The sequence below is a fragment of the Lysinibacillus sp. NPDC097287 genome (assembly GCF_044761695.1).
GTDB lineage: Bacteria > Bacillota > Bacilli > Bacillales_A > Planococcaceae > Lysinibacillus.
Map to the genome: position 1 here is coordinate 198,955 of NZ_JBIWCX010000007.1, position 21,245 is coordinate 220,199.

At 37.0% G+C, this 21,245-nt stretch carries 19 protein-coding genes; 14 read left to right on the forward strand and 5 right to left on the reverse strand.

The annotated features are described in order from the left end of the window. Positions 1–91: 91 nt before the first annotated feature. The 10 genes from ACIQ2D_RS12270 (at position 92) to ACIQ2D_RS12315 (ending at position 10,178) form a co-directional block, all read left to right on the forward strand. Positions 92–2,455 carry a penicillin acylase family protein gene (locus ACIQ2D_RS12270; RefSeq protein WP_402864379.1) on the forward strand — a complete coding sequence of 788 codons (2,364 nt, stop codon included), beginning with the start codon at positions 92–94 and terminating at the stop codon, positions 2,453–2,455. A gap of 190 nt (positions 2,456–2,645) precedes the next feature. After that, positions 2,646–3,014 carry an ArsR/SmtB family transcription factor gene (locus tag ACIQ2D_RS12275; protein ID WP_402864381.1) on the forward strand — a complete coding sequence of 123 codons (369 nt, stop codon included), beginning with the start codon at positions 2,646–2,648 and terminating at the stop codon, positions 3,012–3,014. Further along, the gene (locus ACIQ2D_RS12280) at positions 2,998–5,121 is read left to right on the forward strand and encodes a heavy metal translocating P-type ATPase (protein WP_402864383.1); all 2,124 of its coding nucleotides are present in this window, start codon (positions 2,998–3,000) and stop codon (positions 5,119–5,121) included. Before ACIQ2D_RS12275 ends, ACIQ2D_RS12280 begins: the two co-directional genes overlap by 17 nt. Positions 5,122–5,745: 624 nt before the next feature. Beyond that, positions 5,746–6,045 carry a late competence development ComFB family protein gene (locus ACIQ2D_RS12285; protein ID WP_402864384.1) on the forward strand — a complete coding sequence of 100 codons (300 nt, stop codon included), beginning with the start codon at positions 5,746–5,748 and terminating at the stop codon, positions 6,043–6,045. A gap of 147 nt (positions 6,046–6,192) precedes the next feature. Further along, positions 6,193–6,606 (forward strand): transcriptional regulator MntR, encoded by a 414-nt coding sequence (gene mntR, locus ACIQ2D_RS12290; RefSeq protein WP_402864386.1) that lies wholly within the window; start codon positions 6,193–6,195, stop codon positions 6,604–6,606. Positions 6,607–6,643: 37 nt separating this feature from the next. Continuing rightward, entirely contained in the window at positions 6,644–7,498 is an 855-nt protein-coding gene (locus ACIQ2D_RS12295) for a CvfB family protein (protein WP_402864388.1), read from the forward strand. Between the two features lie 154 nt (positions 7,499–7,652). Next, a complete protein-coding gene (locus ACIQ2D_RS12300) occupies positions 7,653–8,564 on the forward strand; it encodes a DUF1002 domain-containing protein (RefSeq protein WP_402864390.1) in 912 nt (303 codons plus the stop codon). A gap of 175 nt (positions 8,565–8,739) precedes the next feature. Next, positions 8,740–9,021, forward strand: a complete 282-nt coding sequence (locus ACIQ2D_RS12305; RefSeq protein ID WP_402864392.1) for a GNAT family N-acetyltransferase — start codon at positions 8,740–8,742, stop codon at positions 9,019–9,021. Positions 9,022–9,349: 328 nt separating this feature from the next. After that, entirely contained in the window at positions 9,350–9,799 is a 450-nt protein-coding gene (locus ACIQ2D_RS12310; protein ID WP_402864394.1) for a GNAT family N-acetyltransferase, read from the forward strand. A 73-nt stretch (positions 9,800–9,872) separates the two neighbouring features. Continuing rightward, entirely contained in the window at positions 9,873–10,178 is a 306-nt protein-coding gene (locus ACIQ2D_RS12315) for a hypothetical protein (protein WP_402864396.1), read from the forward strand. A 68-nt stretch (positions 10,179–10,246) separates the two neighbouring features. On the opposite strand, the gene ACIQ2D_RS12320 is transcribed toward ACIQ2D_RS12315, so the two are convergent. From ACIQ2D_RS12320 to ACIQ2D_RS12330, 3 genes are all read right to left on the reverse strand, one after another. Then, positions 10,247–11,395: an MFS transporter gene (locus ACIQ2D_RS12320; protein WP_402864398.1), complete on the reverse strand. Its 1,149-nt coding sequence runs from the start codon at positions 11,393–11,395 to the stop codon at positions 10,247–10,249. A gap of 108 nt (positions 11,396–11,503) precedes the next feature. Beyond that, a complete protein-coding gene (scpC, locus tag ACIQ2D_RS12325) occupies positions 11,504–13,024 on the reverse strand; it encodes a succinyl-CoA:acetate CoA-transferase ScpC (RefSeq protein WP_402864400.1) in 1,521 nt (506 codons plus the stop codon). Between the two features lie 484 nt (positions 13,025–13,508). Beyond that, positions 13,509–14,159 carry a LytTR family DNA-binding domain-containing protein gene (locus ACIQ2D_RS12330; protein ID WP_402864402.1) on the reverse strand — a complete coding sequence of 217 codons (651 nt, stop codon included), beginning with the start codon at positions 14,157–14,159 and terminating at the stop codon, positions 13,509–13,511. A 486-nt stretch (positions 14,160–14,645) separates the two neighbouring features. Here ACIQ2D_RS12330 and ACIQ2D_RS12335 point away from each other — a divergent pair, with 486 nt between their 5' ends. The 4 genes from ACIQ2D_RS12335 to ACIQ2D_RS12350 all read left to right on the forward strand — a co-directional run bounded on the left by ACIQ2D_RS12335 (position 14,646) and on the right by ACIQ2D_RS12350 (position 17,700). Continuing rightward, on the forward strand, positions 14,646–15,440 hold the full coding sequence (locus ACIQ2D_RS12335) for a helix-turn-helix transcriptional regulator (protein WP_402864404.1): 795 nt from the start codon (positions 14,646–14,648) through the stop codon (positions 15,438–15,440). Positions 15,441–15,650: 210 nt separating this feature from the next. Continuing rightward, positions 15,651–16,412 (forward strand): membrane protein insertase YidC, encoded by a 762-nt coding sequence (gene yidC, locus ACIQ2D_RS12340; protein WP_402864406.1) that lies wholly within the window; start codon positions 15,651–15,653, stop codon positions 16,410–16,412. 53 nt (positions 16,413–16,465) lie between these two features. Then, a complete protein-coding gene (locus tag ACIQ2D_RS12345) occupies positions 16,466–16,714 on the forward strand; it encodes a hypothetical protein (protein ID WP_402864408.1) in 249 nt (82 codons plus the stop codon). Positions 16,715–16,929: 215 nt separating this feature from the next. After that, on the forward strand, positions 16,930–17,700 hold the full coding sequence (locus ACIQ2D_RS12350) for a M15 family metallopeptidase (protein WP_402864410.1): 771 nt from the start codon (positions 16,930–16,932) through the stop codon (positions 17,698–17,700). A gap of 28 nt (positions 17,701–17,728) precedes the next feature. On the opposite strand, the gene cls is transcribed toward ACIQ2D_RS12350, so the two are convergent. Beyond that, positions 17,729–19,186 (reverse strand): cardiolipin synthase, encoded by a 1,458-nt coding sequence (gene cls / locus ACIQ2D_RS12355; protein WP_402864412.1) that lies wholly within the window; start codon positions 19,184–19,186, stop codon positions 17,729–17,731. A 480-nt stretch (positions 19,187–19,666) separates the two neighbouring features. After that, complete coding sequence (locus ACIQ2D_RS12360) at positions 19,667–20,827, reverse strand: MFS transporter (RefSeq protein ID WP_402864414.1); 1,161 nt, start codon at positions 20,825–20,827, stop codon at positions 19,667–19,669. Between the last annotated feature and the right edge of the window lie 418 nt (positions 20,828–21,245).

The following is a 21,245-nucleotide window of genomic DNA, read 5'->3' on the forward strand; positions in this document are numbered from 1 at the left end:
TTTCCGACAGAAAATGCGATTTTTTAATTAGAAAAAGGATTTCCCCTTTAACATCAAGAATATAATTGATAAGTACATGGGGGTGTATACGATGAAAAAAGGAAAATGGAAAAAGTGGCTCATTGGTGTTGTTGGCTTTTTAGCAGTCGCATTACTTGTCGTCTTTGTCGGTTTTACATGGTTTATGAATAAATCAAAGCCGGTTATTGAGGGGGAGCTGGCAGTGGATGTGCTCGAACAAGATGTCACGGTGACGAGAGATGAAAAGGGTGTACCGCATATATTTGCTGAAACGGATGCGGATTTGTACCGTGCACAAGGCTATGTACAAGCGCAGGATCGTTTATTCCAAATGGATTTAGCTCGAAGACAGGCGAGTGGTCGACTATCGGAAGTTATAGGTAAGGCGGCGGTAGATACGGATAAGAAATTCCGTACATTTAGCTTGCGAGATGCAGCAGAGAAATCACTGGGAGCCTATGATGCAGAAAGTTTACAAGTTCTAGAATGGTATGCAGAAGGTGTAAATGCCTTTATTGCACAGGCAAAAGACGAAAATAAGTTAAGTTATGAGTTTGCGTTACTAGGATATGAGCCGGAAGAATGGACAGTTGTTGACTCATTAACAATTGGTAAATACATGGCCTATGATTTAGGTGGCAACTGGGATAAGCTTGCTTTCCGTCATTGGGCTTTGCAAAATTTTAGTGAGGATAAAGCAAAGGAATTATTCATAACGTATCCCGAAAATGCCTCATCTATTATCGAGGCAAATATAGAAAATCCGGTAGCGGTGGCAGGTCAATTTGACGCAGATTTATTGCCAAATGAATTTAATGGTAGTAACAACTGGGTTGTATCAGGCGATAAAACAAAATCAGGTGCACCAATTTTAGCCGATGATCCGCATTTAGGTCTAGATACACCGTCTATTTGGTATCAAATGCATTTGCAATCACCTGAACAAAATGTCAGTGGCGTAATTTTTGCAGGGATTCCAGGTATTATCTTAGGGCATAACGATGAAATTGCTTGGGGGGTAACGAATGTTGGTCCTGATGTACAGGATTTATATATTGAAATTCCGAACCCAGAAAATCTAACACAATTCCGTTATGACGGAGAGTGGGAGCAAGCAGAGGTACGTGATGAGTCCATCAAGGTAAAGGACGGAGAAACAGTAGATTTTGAAGTGGTTGTGACGCGTCACGGACCGATTATAACAGATTTAGCGTTTAAGGAGACAGAACCTTCAGCACAGTTTTCGATGCAGTGGACAGCTCTCCAATCAACAGCAGAGCTACGTGCAATATTAGGCTTTAACAAAGCAAAATCATGGGATGACTTTGAGCTAGCACTAGAAGACTTTAAAGCGCCTGCGCAAAATTTTGTCTTTGCATCAACAGATGGCACGATTGCCTATAAAGCGAACGGTCAAATTCCGATTCGTAAGCAAGGAGACGGCCAATTGCCTGTGCCGGGTGATTCAAGTGAATACGGTTGGGAAGGTTTCATTCCATGGGATGAACTTCCAACAGTAGTGAATCCAGAGGAAGGCTTTATTGCAACAGCGAATAATCAAATCATTGGTGATGAATACCCATACCATATTACAAATTCTTGGGCACAGCCTTATCGCTATGAACGCATTAAGGAAGTGTTAGAAGCCAATGATTCGCTTACAGTAGAAGATATGATGAATTTACAAATGGATCAGCACAATTTATATGCACGTGAATTTTTACCGGATTTACTATCGTCGATGAAGAGGAAAGATAGTGATGGTAAGTATAAAGAGGTTATTACTTTATTAGAAGAATGGGATATGGTTGACGCCAAAGAATCTGGCGCTCCGCTTGTGTTCCATATGGTCATGGAACAATTGCAAGAAGTTCTGTTTAAAGATGCAATGCCTGAAGATATGTATAAGTTCATGTCAGGTAAATACAATATTACAGACCAGCTCCTACGAACAGCATATTCTGGCGAGAAGAGTGCTTGGATTGAGGAACAGGGTGGTGTGGATGCAGCAGTTTATGAGGCATTAGATCGATCTGTTGCACTTATTGAAGAGCGCTTTGGTGAAAAGGTGTCGAAGTGGCAGTGGGGAGATTTCCATCAGTTAACATTCGATCATTCACTAGGGAGTGCATCACCTATTTTAGCAAAGTATTTCAATGCGAAAAAAGTGCCGATTGGTGGTTCAAAGGTGACAGTACAGGCAGCTGATGATGATAAGGATGGCAATGTGGATCACGGGGCATCATGGCGCTTCGTTGCAGATGTTAGCGATTTAAGCTCGGCTTTCCATATTGTAGGCCCAGGTCAAAGTGGTCATGTGAAATCTGATTGGTATCAAGACCAAGTGGAGGACTGGGCTAATGGTGATTTTCATGAAACATTTGTGAAGAAAGAGGCTATTAAAGGCGATACATTGTTATTAAGAGCACAGTAAAATAACAATCCCGTACAAGTTAGACGGCACCTCAATTGTTAGATTCAGTCTAACAATTGGAGGTGCCGTATTTTTTTGAAAAAGTTTTTATAAAAACTATAAATAGCCGTATCATTCAAATGGTTGTTTGAATATGTTAAAATATGCTATATTAAAAACAATCAAACAAACATTTGAATGAGGTGAGGAAATGAAGAAGGAATTGTGTGAAGTTTCGCATGTTAACGATGCTGCGGTCACAAAGGTGCAACAGCAAATGCCGGACTTATCAGGTGTAGCAAAGTTTTTAAAGGCATTATCGGATGAAACAAGATTGAAAATTGCCTATGCTTTAACGGTAGAAGATGAATTATGTGTATGTGATGTTGCGACAATCATCGGTTCGTCTGTAGCGACGGCATCACATCATTTACGGTATTTAAAAGAAAACAATCTAGCGAAATCGCATCGCCAAGGAAAGCAAATGTATTACTCCTTAGCAGATGCACATGTCTATCAAATTGTAACTATTGCTTATGAACATGCGAAAGAAGGGATTGTACATGACGACACCATCTAAACAAGAATACCGATTGCAAAATTTATCCTGTGCTAGTTGTGCAGCGAAATTTGAGAAAAATGTAAAAGCTATTCCCGAAGTGAAAGAAGCACAAGTGAATTTTGGTGCATCTAAAATAACAATTGTTGGTGATATTAGTGTCAGTCAGATTGAAGAAGCGGGTGCATTTGATGGCATTAAAGTTTCGCAATCACCGAAAAGAACGATAGAAAAATCGACGCCATTTTATAGAAAAACAGAAAATATTTTAGCAGGTTTTTCACTAATCTTTGTTGTGTTGGGCTATGTGCTAGCCTCTATACGAGGAGAGGGAGATACGCTAGCCATTGCAACGTTTGTCATAGCAATTGTTGTTGGTGGTATCGAGATTTTTAAAACAGGTTTCAAAAACTTACTACACTTTGAGTTTGATATGAAAACGTTAATGACCATTGCAATTATCGGTGCCGCCATTATTGGTGAATGGGAAGAAGCTGCAGTTGTCGTATTTTTATTCGCAGTGAGTGAAGCACTTGAAGCATATTCAATGGATAAAGCACGTCAATCAATTCGTCAACTGATGGATATTGCACCACCAACAGCATTGATTAAGCGTGCACATGGTGAGCATTTTCATGAGATGGAACTACCAACGGAGCAAATCGAAATTGGCGATATTTTAATCGTAAAACCTGGTCAGAAAATTGCAATGGACGGTATTGTGTTAAGTGGACTATCAGCGGTCAATCAAGCAGCAATTACAGGCGAATCGATCCCTGTCAATAAAACAATAGATGATGAAGTATTTGCCGGCACCTTGAATGAAGAAGGTGCACTTGAAGTACGAGTGACAAAGCGTGTTGAGGATACAACGATTGCAAAAATTATTCACTTGGTAGAAGAGGCGCAGGCTGAAAAAGCACCGTCTCAGCAATTTGTAGATCGTTTTGCAAAATACTATACACCTGCGATAATGCTTGTGGCATTACTTGTTGCTGTGATTCCACCGTTATTTATGGGAGACTGGCAGCATTGGATTTACCAAGGTTTAGCGGTACTAGTTGTCGGTTGTCCTTGTGCCCTTGTTGTGTCAACGCCAGTTGCCATTGTGACAGCTATTGGGAATGCTGCAAGACAGGGTGTGCTTATTAAAGGTGGTATTCATTTAGAACAGTTAGGTCATATTGAAGCGGTTGCTTTCGATAAAACAGGCACTTTAACAAAAGGGAAACCAGAAGTAACGGACATTATCACGCATAATAATATGACTGAAGAGACTGTACTACAGCTTGTTGCAGCGGTTGAAAAGCAATCGCAACATCCGCTGGCAAAAGCAATTTTAACAACAGTACATGAAAAAGGCTTAACGGAGCTTGAACCGACTAATTTCCAATCGGTAACAGGTAAAGGGGCTTATGCAACAGTTGACGGGCAGAAAGTGTCTGTCGGTAGTTTAAAATGGATTGCCACTTTAACGACTGTGGATGAAATGACAAAAGAACGAACGAAGCAACTACAAGCTCAGGGTAAAACCGTTGTAGCGGCAGTTAGTGACGATCAATTAATCGGCATAATCGGAATTGCTGACCAATTACGTGAGGAAAGCAAAAATGTACTGCAAAAGCTAAGTGCTTTAAAAGTGAAGCATACTGTTATGCTAACAGGCGATGCTAAACCAACTGCACAAGCCATTGCGACTTCCTTAGGGATGAGTGATGTAAGAGCAGGGTTACTGCCAGCTGAAAAACTAACAGCAATAAAAGAATTACGTACGAAATACGGTGCTGTTGCAATGGTCGGGGATGGTGTGAATGATGCACCAGCCTTAGCATCTGCCAATGTGGGGATCGCCATGGGCGGTGCAGGTACAGATGCAGCGTTAGAAACTGCTGATATTGCTTTGATGGGTGATGATTTAACGAAGTTACCATATACAATTGGCTTAAGTCGAAAAACATTACGTATCATTAAAGAAAATATTATTTTTGCCCTTGCATTAAAATTGATTGCCCTATTACTCGTTATTCCGGGTTGGCTAACATTATGGATTGCGATTTTTGCAGATATGGGTGCTACATTACTAGTGGTATTTAACTCATTACGATTGATTCGAAATCGTAACGACTGATAAAAAGACGACAACAGGCTGAAATTTGAAGCGTGTTGTCGTCTTTTCAATTGGAAATTAGATTTGTTCAGATGCGGCATATTTCTTTTACTTACGATACTCACATAAATCAATTTCTAAATTTATTTTTCTCTAGTTATTTATATTTCTTCTAAAATAATTCGAGTACACATTACAATTAGCCGCTTAGAAGTATTAATCCTGAATAGTAGGATGGAGATGTGAATGTTTTACTCCTCCCCAAAGGGATAATTATTGGAGAAAAATTGGGCAAAATCCAATAGTTTAAGATATAAATACTTAACATGGTTAATAAAACGAACTTTATGAAATCAGTCCTTTCACTATAGAGTGATGTTGATTAAAAAGACTCTATTTTCATTTAGAATAGTAGAGGAATAAAACTTCAAATGTAGTACGTGAATTTTACATAAAATAGAGCTGTATCTGCATAATTATAGTAAAAATATTGGGAAATATTCAAAATATCTAGTTCTATTCATAACTAAGTGTTAATTTTTCATGTGCAGGTTCTACTAGCAAATCTTGATAAAACCGGTATTTAGCGCTATTATATATATAGGAACAATGTAACGAAAATTATAAACGAGGCGAATTTTGCATATGTCAGAACCTATTTTAGTAAACGTTACAGAAGAGATTGTGCGTGGTTTAGTAAGCTTCCTATTAAGGGGTCCAGAATATCAAACATTTTGTAAATGCCAAACTTGTGAATATGACACTGTTGCGCTTACTTTAAATGCTTTACCTAGTAAGTATGTTACATCGCTAGAATCACGAGATGAAGCGTTTAAAATGATGAATGTACCAGAAAATATAGAGCTGATTAACAAGGGAATTATTCATGCACTGCATGCGGTGAGTAAGCATCCTCGACATAAAGTAGAGCCCACTTCACTATGAAGTCGGCTCTTTTTATGTCAATATTAGGGTTTTCGGTATTCGAACGTATTTTCAGTTAACTTTTAATGCATCATTGTAGTAAACTAAAGAGTAAAGAGTAAAGAGTAAAGAGTAAAGAGTAAAGATAGGAAAGAGAGGGAATACGGTATGCCAACACCCAGTATGGAAGACCACATCGAACAAATTTATTTATTAATCTCTAATAAAGGGTATGCGCGTGTGTCTGATATTGCGGAAGCATTATCTGTTCTTCCTTCTTCTGTTACTAAAATGGTTCAAAAATTAGATAAAGATGGCTATTTAGTTTATGAGAAGTATCGTGGTTTAACGTTAACCCCTAAAGGTCAAAAACTAGGGAAGCGACTTGTTCAACGACATGAACTTCTAGAGCAATTTTTACGAATCATTGGTGTAGATGAAGAACGTATATATAATGACGTAGAAGGTATCGAACATCATTTGAGTTGGAATTCTATTGATCGTATTGCAGATCTTGTGCAAGTGATGGAGGAAAACCCTGATATTGCGAAAAAATTAGAGGCATCTAGATCTCAGGCATAATGCGTAATATAAGATGTACGAGAGAGAGGAAGACACTATGAACGAATTAAAATCAGGTGAAGTTGTTACATTAACAGTATTAGAGCAACAAACATCTAAATGGATATTAACAAATGGAGAAGTAGAACTGCCGCTAAATGCATCTGAAGTAACAGAGCCACTTGCAGTAGGAGATCGCTTAAAAGTATTTTTATTTGCAGACCGACGAGGTGATTTAGCAGCTACAACTGCTATTCCAGCATTTGCACAAGGCGAATACGGCTGGGCACGTGTATTACGTGTGACTCGTGAAGGAGCTTTTGTTGATATTGGCACATCACGTGAAGTGTTAGTAATGGCAGAGGACTTGCCTGCATTAGAAGAGGTATGGCCAGAAATAGGCGACCACTTATTTATGACATTACGTACAGACCGAAATGGGGATTTATTTGGACGTTTAGCAACGGAGGAAAAAATCTCTGAGCTATATGAAGGTGCTTTGGAAGATATGCACAATAAAAATATTATAGCTCGTCCATACCGATTACTCCCAGTAGGATCATTCCTATTAGGTGTAGACACACCGTACAGAATCTTTGTTCATGAATCAGAGCGACAAGCAGAACCACGTCTTGGACAAGATGTAGAGGTACGTATTATTGACGTAAAAGAAGATGGATCGTTGAACGGTTCACTATTGCCACGTAAACATGAGCGTATTACAGGTGATGCAGAGCAAATCTTGAAGTATTTACAAGATGTCGGTGGTAAAATGCCATTCGGTGATAAATCTTCTCCAGATGAAATACAAGAAATGTTCCATATGAGTAAGGCAGCGTTTAAACGTGCTTTGGGTACACTTATGAAAGCCGGGAAGATTAAACAACAAGACGGATGGACAGAAGAAATCTAATATTCCTAAATAAAATGACGCGGAGCGAAGCATGAAGTATAACATGAAACCTTCTCGTCATTTTTTTCGTACTAATAGTTGTATAGCGACGTATGCTATAGGAGCTGGGTGATTTGCAATATAGGGAATCATAAAAAGCGAAAGGGGTAACAACATGAAAGCAAAATGGATGAAGATGCTAGCAGTAGTCGTTTTAGCGTTAGGTGTGATGGCACCGGCTACAGGATTTGCTGCAGATAATAGCAAAAAAGCAATTGATGAAAAGCTTGGCGTTCCAATCGTTGTATACGGGGCAAACTTATCAGCTGACGAAAAAGAATCTGTGAAAAAATCATTAAAAGTAAATGATGAACCTGAAATTGAAGAAATTACAGTGTCGGGTGCAGACTTAGTAAAATACATCAAGGACAGTAATTCAAGCTCACGCATGTATTCTTCTGCGAAAATCACGCGTAAAGATGCTGGAAAAGGCTTAGTTATTGAAATTGTTACACCGGAAAATATTACACAGGTAACAGCTGAGATGTATGCCAATGCAATGCTAACGGCGGGTATTGAAGATGCGACCGTACAAGTTGCGGCACCTAAAGCAGTAACTGGTCATTCGGCGCTTGTGGGTATTTATAAAGCATATGAAGTAACAACTGGTGAAACACTGGATATGGAACGTACAGACGTTGCAAATGAAGAATTGTCTGTCGCAACGTCTATTGCGGAATCATCAGGTGTAGATGATGCTAAAGTAGCGGAACTATTAACAGAGATAAAAAAAGAAATAGCCGAGTTGAACCCTGCAACGCGTGAAGAAGTACAACAAATTGTAGAGGATCAATTAAGCAAATTAGAGATTAATTTAAGTGAACAAGACCGTCAATTATTAGTCGACCTTATGGACAAAATTAGTAATCTAGATATTGATTTTAGTAAATGGTCTGAGCAATTAAATGATATTAGTACTACATTACAAGAAAAATTCGGTGCACTAATGGAGGATGAAGGATTCTGGGCGGGTGTAAAAAACTTCTTTGCCAATTTAAAAGAATCGATTTCTTCATGGTTTAACTAATGGTGTAAAAGCTTACTGTCACAATGGCAGTAAGCTTTTCTTTTATTTAAAGGAAGAGCAGAAGTTGTCACCATTTGTAGCGGGAGAACATCAGGCAGTCGAAGCTAAAATGAAACCACTTTCTTTGTAAAATAGAAAATCGCTATGTTACTATGAAAAAAAGGAGTGGTGGAAAATGGAATTTCAATTACAAGAGCTAGGGGACAATAAGTTTGCATTTGTAGGCGAGCAAAATGGTGAGCGTTTAGCAGAAATTTCTTGGGTACAGCAAGGTGAAGTAATGGTAATGGACCATACGGTTGTATCTGATAAGCTTCGTGGGCAAGGGGTAGCGAAGAAATTATTGGATCGTGCTGCAGATTATGCCCGCGAAAATCAGTATAAAATGCAGGCAGTTTGTACGTATGTAGTTGCTGCTTTTGAAAAGTCTAATGCATATGATGATGTAAAACAATAAAAATAAGGCAATCCTTCATTAGCTCTGTGCTGATGTGTGGATTGCCTTTTTCTTTTTTTACAGCCCATAATCTATTGTGCTCCTTATAGTTGAATGACACCATAAACAAGTAAGGTTAAAAAAGTCGCCCCTCCAATTAATGAAACCATATCTACCCAATCATATGATACATCTACTTCTTTCATAATATCCACCATCCTATCAATTATAATAATTCATTATTTCCCTTTGAACTTTAGATATAATCAAAAATAATTACAATTTTATAATAATTAATGAAAATAATATTAGAATTGTGCGATAATATCGATTAGGAGAGTGATAGATAATGTCTTGGAAAATTCAAACGTATGATGAATTAACGAAAGAAGAGCTATATAAAATTATTCAATTACGAGTAAATGTGTTTATCGTAGAACAACAAACATGCTATGAGGATTTAGATGATCACGATCAAAACTCCATACATTTATCATATGCAAAAGATGGAAAAATATTCGCGTATACACGTTTATTACCGCCAGGAGAAAAATTTGAAATGGCTTCTTTAGGTCGTGTTATTACGAGTCAAGAGACACGTGGAACAGGTCTAGGTAAAGAAATGATTCAACTAGCACTAGATACAATTGAAAAAGAATGGCCAGGATCTGAAGTGTTTATCCAAGCGCAAGAATACTTAAAAGGTTTTTACGGCTCATTCGGTTTTGAACCAGTATCAGAACCTTACATTTACGATAGTTTGCCACACCGGGATATGCTGTACAAACCTAAGAAGTAATGTTTAACTTTTTAAAGAGTAGGGAAAAGCTATTTTATAAAGCGGATTTCTATATTTTTAGGAGGGGTTAAGGATGGCAAAAGGCAAAGGTATTGTACTTGCAGGATTAGCAGGATTTGCTGCTTCTTATTTGAGCAAAAAGGAAAATCGCGAAAAGACACTTGAAATGTTTAATAATGCAAAGTGTAAATTGGAATCCTATTTGAATACATCAAAAGTGGATATGGATTCAAACATTGCTGAACGTGTAACAGCTGAAGTTGCTACTGAAGCGGGGACAACGCCAACTAACCTTGCATCAAATGAAATGGTTGCTGAGGGCGGCGGTCATACGGCTGTTCATTTCTATAATGAGGAAATTCAAGCAAAAGAAAAGTAAAAAAAACCTTCTCATTTAACCGTGAGAAGGTTTTTATGGTTGTCTTTAGACGCCATCAGTAAGATATTTTAAAAGTTTTGAGCGGCCTTGTTTTTGTTTGGAATGATCGTTAAGCCGGCAAAGCAAAGTAGCACAATTCCTGTAAAGATAAAGCCACTAGTAATGCTGAGCGAAAGCCAACCAAGTAACGAGGAACCAAGTACAACACCTAAAGAAAAGAATGCATAGAAATAACCATATGCTTTCCCGCGAATTTCAACTGTTGTAGAGTCAATTAATAGGGAATTGACTGAAGGGAATAAAAATCCAAATCCACAACCATAGCAAATCATTGCTAGATATAACAATGTGCTAGAGTCTGCCTGACTAATGAGTAACTGACTAATACCCATTAAACCAATTCCTAGTGCTAATGTTTTAATGGGAGCCACTTTATCAAAAATTCGATTTGTCGGCAAGATGAAAACAAGTACGGCCACAATGCCAAATACACTCATTAATGTACCGCTCAAGCGAGAATCAAAGCCTAAAGACTGTACTTTTAAGGGCAGTAAATAGGCAATTACCCCTTGTGAAAACATTAAGAAGAATGCTCCTGAAAATGCTTTTAGTGTACCAGTGTTATTGAAGAAGACACTGATTGGTACAGATTTACTAGATGTGGTTTCTACTTTTTTTGCTCTAGTTGATTTTAAGAAGAAGAAAGCAAGGATTCCTAAAACCAGCATGAAACTAGCAGTTATGTTGAATACAAATGGTACGCTTGTACGGCTTGCAAGAATGCCACTAAAAGCGGGACCGATTATAGCTGCAATCCCAACGAATGCCCCGGAAATTGCACTCCCTTTTCCGCGCTTCTCTTGTTCTGTAGCGTTTGCCAAAAAAGTAAATGCAGCTGGGACGATAAAACCAGCTACTAAACCATGTATAAAACGCACAACTAGAAGAAAGATAGGATCTTCTACTAAATTATAAAATGTTAAAGAAATACCTGTTGTTAGTAGACCTATGACTAAAATAACGAAAGGACCTTTGCGATCGGTTAAAAAACCGGAAATAATATTACCGAAAGTGTTAGAGAGGGAATACATACCTACTGCTAACCCTGTTAAAAAGGCAGATGCTCCTAAAGATTCTGCATAGGTACTCATAACAGGAAGTTGTGTAAATAGATCAAAAAAAGAAAAGAATATTATTACATAAATAAATGACTTCATATTTCCTCCAACTACAAATTACGCCGTAATGATTTTATTATATCATTTTCGACAAAAAAAGACCGCTTGATAAGTCATAAAGGACTCATCAAGTGGTCTTTAAAGAAACTAAGCTTTTACGCTTTCTTTTTTCATTGTTTTGTTTTTAGCAAGGCTTACATGCCAAGAAAGAGCTTCCTCTAGGATATGAGGCGTTTGTTGATTACCAGTTGCTTCAACAGCACGGTTGTAGTAATCCCATAATTGCTCTTTGTAATCTGGGTGAGCACAGTTTTCGATGATTAAAGGTACACGTTCTTTTGGAGCTAGTCCACGTAAGTCAGCAATACCTTGTTCAGTTACGATTACATCTACATCGTGTTCAGTGTGGTCTACGTGAGAAACCATTGGTACGATTGAAGAAATCGCGCCGCCTTTTGCGTATGATTTCGTTACGAAGATACCAAGACGAGCGTTACGAGCGAAGTCCCCAGAACCGCCGATACCGTTCATCATTTTTGTACCTGAAACGTGTGTAGAGTTTACGTTACCATAGATATCTAACTCAAGAGCTGTGTTGATAGAGATTAAGCCCAAACGACGGATAAGCTCTGGATGGTTAGAAATTTCTTGTGGACGTAAGCAAATTTTATCAGCGTACTTTTCTAAATTACCGTAAACTTTTTTCTGTAATTCTTCTGTAAGTGTAATTGAAGTCGCAGCTGCGAATTTAACTTTACCAGCATCGATTAAGTTGAATACAGCATCTTGAAGTACTTCAGAAGCAACAACTAAATCTTCAAATTCTGAATCAGCGAAGCCATCAAGTACAGCGTTTGCTACAGAACCTACACCAGATTGTAATGGCATTAATTTGTTCGTTAAGCGACCAGCTTTAATCTCATCGCGGAAGAAGTCCATTAAAATGTTCGCCATTGTTTGTGTTTCTTCATCTGGAGGAACAATTAAAGAAGGCGCATCTGGCTCTTCAGAAATAACGATTGCTTTAATTTTAGCTGGATCCACTTTAATACCAATTTCGCCAATACGTTGCGTAGCATCAGTCATTGGGATTGCTTCACGCTCACCTTGATTACCAGGTACGTAAATATCATGAATGCCGACTAGAGCTTCAGGGTGAGAGATATTTAATTCGATAATAATATTTTCAGCATATTCGGCAAAAATCGGTGAGTTACCTACAGAGTTTGTAGGGATAATTAATCCATCTTCTGTAATAGCAACAGCTTCAAGAATTAAATATTTAATTGGTCCGATAATACCTTGACGAACTAATTCAGCGTTGTGAGAAAGATGTGCATCTACATACTGGATATCACCAGAGTTAATAAGGTTACGGATACCAGCATCGCCTTGGAATGGTCCGCGTTTACGGATAACGCCAGCCTCTGCTAAATGTTTATCTACTTCTGGGCCTAAAGAAGCGCCTGTATATACATCAATTTTGAATTTTTCATTTTTAGCACGTTCTACTAATGCCATTGGAACTACCTTAGCATCCCCAGCACGAGTGAATCCACTCATGCCTACTACATCACCATCAGAAATAAGTGCTGCAGCCACATCAGCCGTAACGATTTTACTTTCAAGTTCTTTAATACCTAAACGTTTTTGAATAATTGCATCCATTAAAAAAATCCTCCCCTAAAAAATTATTGATGGAAAACGTTAACAAAACAAGAAAAATCTTGTGAGAATTTTCTGTTTATTTAGTTGTAGTATGACTCCAACTATTTGATTAATACTAGCACCAATTTGTCACAAAAACTGTATAAACAACATTAAATTGCCTAAAAATAGATTAAACGAGAAAATGTGCGTTTAACTGACAGAGAAAGCGGTTTAAAGCAGATGTAATTATTTAACCTTATTCTAATGTACGAGTGTACGAAGATTGATATAAAGTTAAAGCTTTCGGAAGATGTCACACGTTTCCAATCAACATGAAGAATGTTTGGTTAATTATGCAGACCTAAGTACATTTTAAGATCCATGACGCATTGTTTTTCTCCACGAAAACGAAGCCAACAGCAGACAATAAAATATTATAAAACAAATGAAAAAGCACAGCAAACATTCAAAAGGGACGAATGGTTATTGTGCTTTTTGGAAACTAGAAGCCTAAAGAACGACGGAAGTAACTAGCATAACGTTGACTAACAGGAATTCTAGTACCATCTTTCATGATTAATAAGAATGTAGAATGTGAATCCGGTTGAATCTCGTCAATATAATCGATGTTGACGATGTAAGAACGGTGGCATCGAATAAATGAGTCTGGTGCTAGGAATAGCTCAAGGTCACTTAAGTTAAGACGGTGATAACCTTCACGTCCCATAGTTTTAACAAATGTTTTGCGAAGTTGCGTTTCAAGGTAAATCACTTGATCATGTTTAATTGGGTACCAGCAGTCATCGATTTTAATCGTGATGTAGTTTGTTAAAAATGCTGATGGCTTTTGTGGGAAAATGGCAGTAATGGCACCTTTCGTTTCGCCTTCTTCCATAAGAGGAATACTCATACCGAAATAAGCAACCCCAAACACATCTGGTTCGATGTATGTGCTGATTTTTTGACCATAAGTCAATGCCTTGTATGCAGCTGAGCCTTCTTTGATAGGGTCACCTGGTTTAATCTTTAAATCAACTTTTTTGCTTGGTTGGTAATACAAGTATTCATTTGTGTCGGAAATTGCGATGGACGTATTTTCAGGAAAGAACTCCTTAATAATATCCATAATTTCTTCTATTTGCTTCGGATCCACTATTAACACCTCATCTTGTACTTTGTAAAAATAACATTATCATCTATTTTACTACAAAATCATACAAATTATATAGAGAAGATTTAGGAATAAACTAGAGAAATGTTGAATAGAGCAAGAGAAGTTACATAATATGTAATTAATTTTAATTAATTACTAATATATTTTTTATTGTATGTGGTAAAATATGTTTGGTATTTAATTAGTTTTATTAGTTTCTACTATGCTCGTATGATAAATTAGCACTAGAATATACGGCAAAATATGGTTGAAAGAAAATCGCAGAATATGGTAAAATTCACTGTACAGTCTAATTTATCTTAGATTAATAGTATTAATGGTAGGTTTCTTTAGATTTAAGGTCACAAAATTATAAGAATAAGTACTCAATTTATCCTTAAAATAGCGAAAAAACATTTTAAGTTTTAGGTTGGTGTCGATTCATGTAAGGTTATTCGGGTACTCTGAGGAAAGATGGGGAAGATTATGCAACTACATCAACATTCTATGTCAGAAACGATATCAAAAAGATACTTTCAAGAAATCGATAATATTAATCAATACATCGGTGTGGAAGAATTTTTTAATATTGAGTCAAAATTAATATTTGAAATTTATCATCTAGAATCAGCAAAGGCAAAGAAATCTTTGCATGAAATAATTGATATTCTTTCAATTCGCTTTGGTAAGCAAGTCATAAAAATAGTCCGAAGCTATTTTTCAGTTTTGTCATCGATTGTTGCGCGTAAATTGCTAGACAATCAAGTACCTTCGAAAAAGGCATTTGCCTTTAATGTTGCTTGTAATGATATGATTGAAAATCAAATGAAAGACGCAGAGTTTCTACAATTTGCAGATGACTTAATTGATTTCTTCATATACTTTATCGCAGATCGTAAACAACCGACATTCCGTCATCAAACGGTCAATAAAGTAATAATGTACATAAACGATGAATTAGAAAATGACTTAACAGTGGAAACAATTGCAACTAATTTCCACATAAGTACAAGCCACTTATCGCGTATTTTTAGGGAGCATGTGGGCATTACACTTGTAGAATATTTAAATGTTCGTCGTGTAGAAGAATCGCAATATTATTTACGACATACTAATAAGAGCATTACATCTATTTCAGATCAGTTCCATTTCTGTAACCAAAGTTATTTCACACGTATTTTCAAAAAATATACGAATGTAACACCTAAGCATTTCCGTGATGAATTGCATCATGAATTCTATCGTTTTGAGATGGCAGAATTGGAACTTCAAAACGTATAGATGGAATCTGCACCGCTTAGCAAATACAAAGGTATAAATGTATCTTGAACTACAACTAGAAGTACTTGTGAAGGGATAACAGAATGCGATCGTGTTAGTTAGCTACATGATTACATTTGAATATCATATATAACAGCGCCTGCTATTTGATTATGTAAGTCTTCATAGGGTATACTTCTCATTAGTTGAAAATTAATAGTAGGTGGAAAAATGAAGAATTTGAAGCTATTATCAATGCTTGGATTAGTTGTCTTCGTTCTTAGTGGGTGTCAAGCTGTTGAAAACCAAGAGGGCTTTTTCTATAGTATTTTTGTTAAACCTATGGAATTTATGCTGGAGTTTTTAGGGAATGACATTTTTTCAGGTAGCTATGGTCTTGCGATTATTGCGATTACAGTGTTAATACGATTAATTTTAATGCCGATTATGTTGAAAAACTATCGTCAGCAACAAACAATGAAAACAAAAATGGACGCATTTAAGCCAGAACTTGAAGAAGTTCAAAAGAAAATGAAAGAAGCAAAAACAAAAGAAGAACAAATGCAATACCAACAAGAAATGGTTGGTCTATATAAGAAACACGGCATCAATCCAATGAATATGGGTTGTTTACCAATGTTAATTCAAATGCCAATCATTATGGGGCTTTACTTTGCAATTTTATATTCTGCCGATGTGAAAACACATCAGTTTTTGTGGTTTAGTTTAGGATCACCGGATGTCATCATGACAATAATTGCAGGTCTTGTTTACTTAGTACAAGCACGTGTATCATTATGGACTGTTCCAGAGCAACAAAAAGCACAAATGAAGATGTTCATTTATATTTCTCCAATTATGATTGTTTTTATTTCAATGTCATCTATGGCAGCATTACCACTATATTGGTCTGTCAGCGGCGCGTTATTAATTTTCCAAACATATATTGGGAGAAAATATTATTCGGATCATCCGGTTAAAGCAAATTCATAAATGAACAGATATCGAGGCGATTTGTAGCCTCGATTTTTTTAGGAGGTAAATGAATGAATACAAAATGGGTTTCTTCCATCCTTGTTGCTTTTTTTAGTATTGTAGCCATCATATTGGTCGTAAAGGGTAATTTTAATCTTGCCGTACTTGCTATGACGGTTATGTTTGCGCTATCAAACGGTTTTAGAGCAAAAAGTTTTAAAGAGCAGGGATATGTCAAAGAGGCTAAATGGATGCAGTATATGGCAATCTTTTTTGGTGTCGCTTCCGTCGCTGTATTGGCAATTATTCTAACATCATAATTAGTGAAGACATCAATTGTACATGGTGACAATTGGTGTTTTTATCTTCCATCGGCTTTAGCCTGAGTACGATTTTAAGTTAAGCTATCAGAATCATTTGGAATAATTTTATAGAGAGAAATGTTTCTGAAATATTATTGTGAAAATACATACTTAAAAATGTGAACAGTGATAAAATGGTGGCAAGTGTATAAGTGAAAAGGGGCTTACAAAAAGTGAAAAACAGACGTAGTCAAATTATTATCGGCGCCATTATTTCGGTCGCTCTCATTATCTCCATTTTTGTAGTGTTCAATTATAAAAATAATCAAGTGAGCGAGAAATTAGATAGTGGTGAGCCTTCAACAGAGCAAAAATCAAATGATAAACAAACAGCTGAAGAACCGAAGACACCTGAATTACCGGAAGAACCAGAAGTAAAGCCAGATAAAAACGGCTATATTCCAAATCAAACATTGCCAACAGAACCTACTTATATAGATGGAATTTTAATAGCCAATAAAAGATATCCATTACCATCGACTTTTGCGCCGAAAGAAGATATAACAGCGCGGGCGGCACTTGATACGATGCTAACAGCAGCAAAGCAGCAAGGTTTTGATCTAGTCGCATTTAGCGGCTATCGTTCATTTGAACGTCAAACAACTTTATACAATGATTACGTCAAACGTGATGGCGCGGATGCTGCTGATCGATATAGCGCACGTCCAGGCTATTCTGAACATCAAACAGGTTTGGCATTTGATATTGGTGAAAAAGGGAAAGAAAATATATGGCTTACAGAAGAGTTCGGAGAAACCCCAGCAGGACAATGGCTCTTGACTCATGCTGATGAATACGGGTTTATTTTGCGATTCCCACAAAATAAAGAGCATATTACTGGCTATATGTATGAATCTTGGCATTATCGTTACGTAGGCACTGACATTGCCAAAGAGATAAAAAAACGAGATATAACTTTAGAAGAATATTTAGGTGTCAATTAAAAAGGAGTGGGCAAAAGCCCACTCCTTTTTATAATATTGGTGTTAGTAACCGTGAAATTGATTCTTTAAACTTAATCAAGTTTGATCGATTTTGATATATTTCCAATGTAAGTTCAGTGCAGTCGAAAATATCCTTCTCGAAAATTTCAGCAAGTTGATGTGAAATCGTACAATCGTAAATAAAGGCATTAACTTCAAAGTTTAAGCTAAAGCTTCGTACATCGATGTTGGCAGTACCAACAGTTGAAGCTTCATCATCAATAACGATGGTTTTAGCATGGATAAAGCCCTTTTCGTATATATAAACTTTAGCTCCGGCACTTAGTAATTGTCCAACATATGAGTATGTAGCCCAGTAAACAAACATATGATCAGGTTTGTTTGGAATCATAATCCGTACATCAATACCTGATAACGCGGCAATTTTAATGGCATCTAAAAAACTAACGTCCGGTATAAAATAAGGCGTTTGAATATAAATATATTTCTGTGCCATATTGATAAGTTTTAAATAACCAATTTTAATTTGCTCCCAGTCAGAGTCGGGCCCACTCGATACAATTTGTAAACCAGCATCCCCTTTTTCAGGGATAGCAGGGAAATACCTATCCGAGTACCCCATTTTCTGCTGTTCACATGCCTGATTCCAATCGAGTAAAAAGCGTGTTTGTAGTGGATGCACAGCACTACCTTCAATACGTAAATGCGTATCTCGCCAGTAGCCGAATTTCTTATAGAGACCAAGGTATTCATCACCTATATTAAAACCACCAATATAGCCTATACGACCATCGATGACAACAATTTTACGGTGATTTCGGAAGTTTAATCGTGGGTTAATAAGTGGGAATATAGATGGGAAAAATACTTCGACTTCACCACCCACTGCGAGTAATTCTTTAAAATGACGCTTTTTTACATTGCGTGAACCCATCTCATCATACAGAAAGCGTATTTTGACGCCTTGCTTTGCCTTTTTGATAAGGGCGTTGATGATACGAGTACCTAAATCATCAAAGCGAAAAATATAATATTGAATATGAATGTGGTCTTTCGCCGTTTCAATATCATTTAGTAAAGCTTCAAATTTATTGGCACCATCATCGAAAATCTTGACGTGATTATCTTGTGTTAACACAGCATTATTTGTTTTTAAATGCATATAGATTAAATCTTTATAGTTTTCAGCATTGTTGATACGAAATTCAAAAGTATCCTCTTGAATTGCTGCTTTTTGGTAACTAATCAGATTATCAATCCCGATATCCTTACGTCCTTCCCAACGAAAAAGGTGCTTTCTGCGCAACTTTCTTCCGAACATTAAATATAGAATGAATCCAACTACTGGAATGAAAAATAATACAAGTATCCATGCCCAAGTAGAGGAAGGGTCTTTGCGCTCTAAAAATATAACCATCATGGCTAATAAAAGATTGACCACTAAAGTTAAAAGTGCGAGAAAATTTAGTTCTGTGAAAATGCTCATTTTTTAACCTGCCTTTAACTTTATTCAGTAGAAATCTCCCGCCTTTATAGGTGGTGAGATGAATATGGGTTTTGACTTTATACAGTGGGCGTTTAAACGCAGACTGTATTGCGGAACTCTGGCTAAGAACGCCGCGTCCTGCGGCAACGCATGAGTAACCAACATCCTGTTGTCCCAAAGCCTCCGGCAGTTGTCACGAATTATAGATAAGTGAATTGTGCAAGCACAATCTAAAATTCGGAATCAATTATGTCGAGACATAATTGATTATATTCGATTATGTGTTTAGTATAGCTTACTTTCGAGGATGAATGAAAGGAGTTACGCTGACAGTTTCTTTAAACGAAAGGGCTAATTCAAATGTAGTGCTGAGGTAGTCCGAAATGTAGAGTCGGATTTATCATGCTTAGCAGTTTAAAGGGGTAATAAAACTAATAAAAAAGACGTAACTTATTTTCGTTACGTCTTTAATCAAAGAAATTATTCGAAACGTAAAGATTTTTTAGAAGCTTTATAGATATAGATTAACATAATCGAAAAGACTGCAATTGCTGCTGAAATATAATAGCCAAGATTTGATTCTACTGTAAATAACAACGTGAAAAATAGTGGACCAAGAATACGACCTAAGTTATCCATCGAGTAGGAAAGTCCAGCTGCAGTACCATACTGCCCCCCAGATTCCTTAGATGCAAGTGATACGACACATGTTCTTGCGAGGGCGTTACCTGCTGTAAACACACAAAGTGCAAGACCTGCCAAGAATAGGTTAGATGTCAGGGTAAATAAAATCATCCCGATAGCGGTAATAATTTGTGCACCGATTAACCAGTTTGTTTCTGCACCATTTTTAATACGACGCACGACACCGCCCTGAATTGCTGCGTCGACAAAGCCGCTAAACATAAATAAGTAACCAATTTGAAGAGGTGTAATATGAATACGATCAATTTGGAATAGTTGGAATGTCGCTTCTACACCTGCTAGCATAAATGTTACTAGGAAAGAGAATATAAATAAATAACGTACACGGTATTGTAGCATTTTGCCGGCACCCTTGGGAACAATTGTGCGTTTATTAGCTTCTTTACGTTTTTCTGGTTCTTTTAATACTAGACTTGCATAAATAAATAATAGAGCAATTAGAGATGCAGAGGCGATAAACGGTAATTGTAAGCTATAATGTCCGAGCACGCCACCAATTGCTGGTCCAAAGATGAATCCAAGACCAATGGACATGCCCATAAAGCCCATATATTTATTTCGATCTTCCTCGCTAGACATATCTCCGATAAAGCCTGTAACAGCAGTATACAAAGCACCAGAAAATAATCCGCCTACAACACGTGAAGCATAAAGGATCGCTAAATTATCGATAAATACTGAGAAAATAACAAAGCTGAGACTAAAGCCGACTAGTCCTGTTAAAATGAGCTGCTTTCGACCAACTCTATCAGAAAGCATCCCCCAAAGAGGAGCAGTAAAAAAGCTTGCGAGTGAGTATACAGTCAATAAGCCACCGACATGCATATCATCCCAACCTCTTTGAACAATTACTTCGGGCAATACGGGAATAATAATCCCGAAGCCTAAATAAACGAGAAATTGTACAGACATTAATAATAAAATTGCTTTTTTCATTCAGTTTCCTGCTTTCTATCAAATTCGCCTTGGCGTATTAGCTTATTGAGCTTACAAATCATGCGAATACGATTTGTAAGAAGGGCTAACTACTTAGTGGATTTAACGTTAATTCGCCTTTTCTAAGACAGAATAGAAAAGCATTGGTAGAAATAACGCTAAATGATATTTGGTATGTTTATTCTACCTCTGATGGTATTTCGATGACAAGAAAAGGGGAAGTAGGAATTGGTACATAAGACTGCCTACTCTTTTAATCGATAAACTCACTCTTCGTAGTTGTATTATGTTATGGGGGAATATTGAGACTCTCATCCTATGGTAAGTAGGATAATAATGTAAGAATTAATTAGCCAGTCATTGAATAGTTATGGAATGTTTTGTGAATAATTTAGCTATACCAATTTTACCTGTGACA